This is a genomic window from Agromyces binzhouensis, from assembly GCF_004135055.1.
In the GTDB taxonomy this organism is placed as follows: Bacteria; Actinomycetota; Actinomycetes; order Actinomycetales; family Microbacteriaceae; genus Agromyces; species Agromyces binzhouensis.
Genome location: NZ_SDPL01000289.1, coordinates 1 through 4,129, shown reverse-complemented (window position 1 = coordinate 4,129; position 4,129 = coordinate 1). Strand labels below are relative to the sequence as shown.

The window sequence follows — 4,129 nt, the reverse complement described above, 5'->3', positions numbered from 1 at the left end:
CGACGGGCACGCCGCGCGTCCGGCCCGCAGGCGGCGGGGATCGCGCGCTAGCTGCGCGTGTCGCCCGCGGCCGCGACGATGCCGCGCATGACGTTCCAGTAGCCGACGGGTGCGACGCGGGTGACGAGGTCGCTGAGACGAGAGTCGCGTCCGATGAACACGCGCGGGCGGCGTCGCACGATGCCGTCGACGATGCGCTCGGCGGCCTGGGCCGGGGTGGTGCGGTAGAGCGCGGACTGCGCATCGGCGGCGCGCGCGGCAGCGCCCGGCGCGACTGCGGCCGCGACGCGGGCATGGTGGATGATCCCGGTCTGCACGCCGCCCGGGTAGATCGCCGACACGGTGACGTCCGTCGTCTCGAGCTCGTGGCGGAGCGCATCGGTGAAGCCGCGCACGGCGAACTTCGAGGTGACGTAGGGGACGCGACCCGACGGTGCGGCGAGCCCGTACAGGCTCGACACGTTGGCGATGTGCGCGTCGCCCGCCGACGCGAGCGCCGGCAGGAAGGCCTTCGTCATCGCGACCGTGCCCCACAGGTTGATGTCGACCACCCAGCGGAACTCGTCGAGCGTCGCCTGGTCGAAGCTGCCGAGCATCGACACGCCCGCGCAGTTGAGCAGGATGCTCGGGGCCTGCTCGTGCGCCGCGGCGACCGCGTCGGGGAGGGACGCCACGGCCTCGAGGTCGGCGAGGTCGATCGTGTGGGCGCTGACGGCGACCCCGCGGCCGCGCAGGTCGGTCGCGAGTGATCCGAGCGCATCGGGGTCGCGGTCGACCACCGCGAGCGAGCACCCGCGCGAGGCGAGCAGCTCGGCCGATGCCCGGCCCATTCCGCTTCCGGCTCCGGTGACGACGGCGAGTCGTCCGTCGAGCTGCAGGGGGCGTCGCCGGGACATGGTGCTCCTTCGCGGGGTGTTTCGGGCAGTCCACCCTGACACGACCGGCGCGCCGATCCAAACCCGAGCGGCGTGCGCGATCGGCCGGGTCGCCCCCGCGCCACATCATCGTCAGTGCTCGAGCAGCGGCCGCAATCGGAAGGGGATGAGCTCGCCCATCGCGAGCGAGGTCTCCGTGCGCTCGACGCCCTCGATCGCGAGGATCGCCTCGTCGATGCGGAACAGGTCGTGCGCGTCGCGGCAGACGACCCGCACGAGCAGGTCGATCTGGCCGGAGAGGCCGTGCGCCTGGATCACCTCGGGGATCTCGGAGAGCGCGTCGACGACCTCGGCGAGCACCTTCTGCCGCGCGTGCACCGCCACGAACGCCTCGAGCGGGTAGCCGAGCGGGCTCGGATCGATGCTCCGCTCGAATGAGAGGAACGCGCCGGATGACTCGAGCCGGGCCATCCGCGCCTGGACGGTGTTCCGGCTCATCCGAAGCCGTTCGGCGAGCGCGACGACCGTCGCCCGGGGGTCGGTGGCGAGGGCACTGAGCAGTGCTCGGTCGACGGGGTCGTAGCCGGTCATATCGACACACGTTAGCACCAGCATCGCCCGTGACACTATGCAACCTGCTCAATCCGAGCGTCGTTGCTTGAGCCGAATGCCAGATCGTCGTACCCTGCGAGTACCCGGCATCGGCGCCGGTGCGAGGCTGCCCACAAGGCGGCCGAGCCGACACGGAGGTTCGACGATGACCCCTTCCGACCGAGAGGCGACCGGGCTGCTCACCCGCCCCGACGACCTCGTCCGACTCCTCGACGCGACCGGCGGTCGCCACGCGAACGCCGAGTTCGATCCGTGGGTCGCCGACGTCGACCGCGACGCCCTCATCGACCTGCACCGCGACATGGTCGTGGTCCGCCGTCTCGACTCCGAGGCCACCGCGCTGCAGCGCCAGGGCGAGCTCGGCCTGTGGCCGCCGCTCGCCGGCCAGGAGGCCGCCCAGATCGGCTCCGCCCGCGCCCTGCACGACGACGACTTCGTGTTCTCCAGCTACCGCGAGCACGCGGTGGCGTGGCTGCGCGGCGTCCGCCCCGATGAACTGCTCAGCGTGTGGCGCGGCTCCGCGGCATCCGGTTGGAACCCCTTCGAGAAGCGCATGGCGATCCCGCAGATCATCATCGGCGCGCAGTCGCTGCACGCGGTCGGCTGGGCCATGGGCGCCAGGTGGGAGGACTCCGACGCGGCGTCGATCGCCTACTTCGGCGACGGCGCGACGAGCGAGGGCGACGTGAACGAGGCACTCGTGTTCGCCTCGACCTTCGATGCGCCCGTCGTGTTCTTCTGCCAGAACAACGGCTGGGCGATCTCCGAGCCGGTCGGGCTGCAGTCCAAGCAGCCGCTCGCGCGGCGCGCCGACGGCTTCGGCATGCCGGGCATCCGCGTCGACGGCAACGACGTGCTCGCGGTGCTCGCCGTCACCCGCTGGGCGCTCGACCGTGCGCGCCGGGGCGAAGGCCCCGCGTTCATCGAGGCCGTGACCTACCGCATGGGCCCGCACACCACGGCCGACGACCCCAAGCGCTACCGCACCGACGACGAGCTCGCCGCGTGGCGCGAGCGCGACCCGATCACGCGCCTGCACGCGCTGATCGCGGCATCCGGTGCCGACATCGACGCCGTCGACGCCGACGCGAAGGCCGCGGCCGACCGCGCCGCGGCAGAGCTCCGCGCCGGCCTCACGGCGATCCCCGACCCGGAGCCCATGAGCGTGTTCGACCACGTGTACGCCGAACCCAACAGCCACCTCGAGCGCCAGCGCGAGCGCTACGCGCGGTACCTGGCCATGTTCGACGAGGAGGGGGAGCGATGACGACCATCACCTTCGGCAAGGCGATCAACGAGGGACTGCGCCGAGCCCTCGCCGAGGACGACAAGGTCGTGCTCATGGGCGAGGACATCGGCACCCTCGGCGGCGTGTTCCGCATCACCGACGGGCTCCAGGCCGAGTTCGGCGAGCACCGCGTCGTCGACACCCCGCTCTCCGAGGCCGGCATCATGGGCACGGCCGTCGGCCTGGCCTATCGCGGGTTCCGACCCGTGGTCGAGATCCAGTTCGACGGGTTCGTGTACCCCTCGTTCGACCAGATCGTGACGCAGGTCGCGAAGCTGCACTACCGCTCGCGCGGGACGGTGCGGATGCCGATCGTCGTCCGCATCCCGTTCGGCGGCGGCATCGGCGCGGCCGAGCACCACTCCGAGTCGCCCGAGGCGTACTTCACGCACACGGCCGGACTGCGCGTCGTGGCGTGCTCGAACCCCGCCGACGCGTACGTGATGATCCGCCAGGCGATCGCGAGCGACGACCCCGTGATCTTCCTCGAGCCGAAGCGCCGGTACCACGTCAAGGGCGAGGTCGACCTCGACGCGAACCTCGCCGACGCGCGGCCGATGGGCGTCGCGACGACGGTCGCCGCGGGCGACGACGTGACGCTCGTCACGTACGGCGCGCTCGTGCAGACCGCGAAGGACGCCGCGACCGCCGCCGCCGAGGAGGGCGTGTCGATCGAGGTCATCGACCTGCGCTCGCTCGCACCCGTCGACTACGCGACGATCGAGTCCTCGGTGCGCCGCACCGGCCGGCTCGTCGTCGCGCACGAGGCCGGCGAGCAGGGCGGCGTCGGGGCCGAGATCGCCGCCGCGATCACCGAGCGCTGCTTCGAGTACCTCGAGGCCGCTCCGGTGCGCGTGACCGGGCACGACATCCCGTACCCGCCGGCCAAGCTCGAGCAGCACCACCTGCCCGACCTCGATCGGATCCTCGACGGCGTCGACCGAGCCCTCGGCCGGCCGAACTCCCTCTCGGACGTGACGGAGGTGGACGCGTGAGCACCATCCGCGACTTCGCGCTGCCCGACCTCGGCGAGGGACTCACCGAGTCCGAGATCGTGGCCTGGCGCGTCCAGGTCGGCGACCACGTCGAACTCAACCAGATCATCGCCGACGTCGAGACTGCGAAGGCGGTCGTCGAGCTGCCCTCGCCCTTCGAGGGGACCGTGACCGCGTTGCACGCGGCCGAAGGCGAGACCGTGAACGTCGGCGAGAAGCTGTTCTCGTGCGACACGGGCGGCGGCGACGCCGCGGCACCGGCCGAGTCGACGACGGAGGCCGCGTCGGCCACCGACACGTCCGCGACCGCCGCGGGCGCCGCCCCCGCGCCGACCGAACCCGCCGAGACGCGCGAGCCC

Annotated in this window: 5 protein-coding genes; 3 read left to right on the top strand and 2 right to left on the bottom strand. The window is 72.3% G+C overall.

All coding sequences use genetic code 11. The features are described 5' to 3' along the window. Nucleotides 1-47: 47 nt before the first annotated feature. Together ESO86_RS12710 and ESO86_RS12705 are read right to left on the bottom strand one after the other, a co-directional pair. Entirely contained in the window at nucleotides 48-896 is an 849-nt protein-coding gene (locus ESO86_RS12710; RefSeq protein WP_129235358.1) for an SDR family NAD(P)-dependent oxidoreductase, read from the bottom strand. A 111-nt stretch (nucleotides 897-1,007) separates the two neighbouring features. Then, nucleotides 1,008-1,466 carry an Lrp/AsnC family transcriptional regulator gene (locus tag ESO86_RS12705; protein WP_129235357.1) on the bottom strand — a complete coding sequence of 153 codons (459 nt, stop codon included), beginning with the start codon at nucleotides 1,464-1,466 and terminating at the stop codon, nucleotides 1,008-1,010. Between the two features lie 166 nt (nucleotides 1,467-1,632). Between ESO86_RS12705 and pdhA the strand changes: the two genes are divergently transcribed. The 3 genes from pdhA to ESO86_RS12690 form a co-directional block, all read left to right on the top strand. Beyond that, nucleotides 1,633-2,754 carry a pyruvate dehydrogenase (acetyl-transferring) E1 component subunit alpha gene (pdhA, locus tag ESO86_RS12700; protein ID WP_129235356.1) on the top strand — a complete coding sequence of 374 codons (1,122 nt, stop codon included), beginning with the start codon at nucleotides 1,633-1,635 and terminating at the stop codon, nucleotides 2,752-2,754. Then, nucleotides 2,751-3,770 carry an alpha-ketoacid dehydrogenase subunit beta gene (locus ESO86_RS12695; protein WP_129235355.1) on the top strand — a complete coding sequence of 340 codons (1,020 nt, stop codon included), beginning with the start codon at nucleotides 2,751-2,753 and terminating at the stop codon, nucleotides 3,768-3,770. Before pdhA ends, ESO86_RS12695 begins: the two co-directional genes overlap by 4 nt. Further along, nucleotides 3,767-4,129 (top strand): biotin/lipoyl-containing protein (locus ESO86_RS12690; protein ID WP_340638857.1); only part of this gene is annotated, 363 nt, incomplete at its 3' end. The genes ESO86_RS12695 and ESO86_RS12690, both read left to right, overlap by 4 nt.

Coding starts and splice junctions, on each gene's coding strand:
- ESO86_RS12710 (WP_129235358.1), bottom strand. CDS start 896: ATGTCCCGGCGACGCCCCCTGCAGCTCGACGGACGACTCGCCGTCGTC.
- ESO86_RS12705 (WP_129235357.1), bottom strand. CDS start 1,466: ATGACCGGCTACGACCCCGTCGACCGAGCACTGCTCAGTGCCCTCGCC.
- pdhA (WP_129235356.1), top strand. CDS start 1,633: ATGACCCCTTCCGACCGAGAGGCGACCGGGCTGCTCACCCGCCCCGAC.
- ESO86_RS12695 (WP_129235355.1), top strand. CDS start 2,751: ATGACGACCATCACCTTCGGCAAGGCGATCAACGAGGGACTGCGCCGA.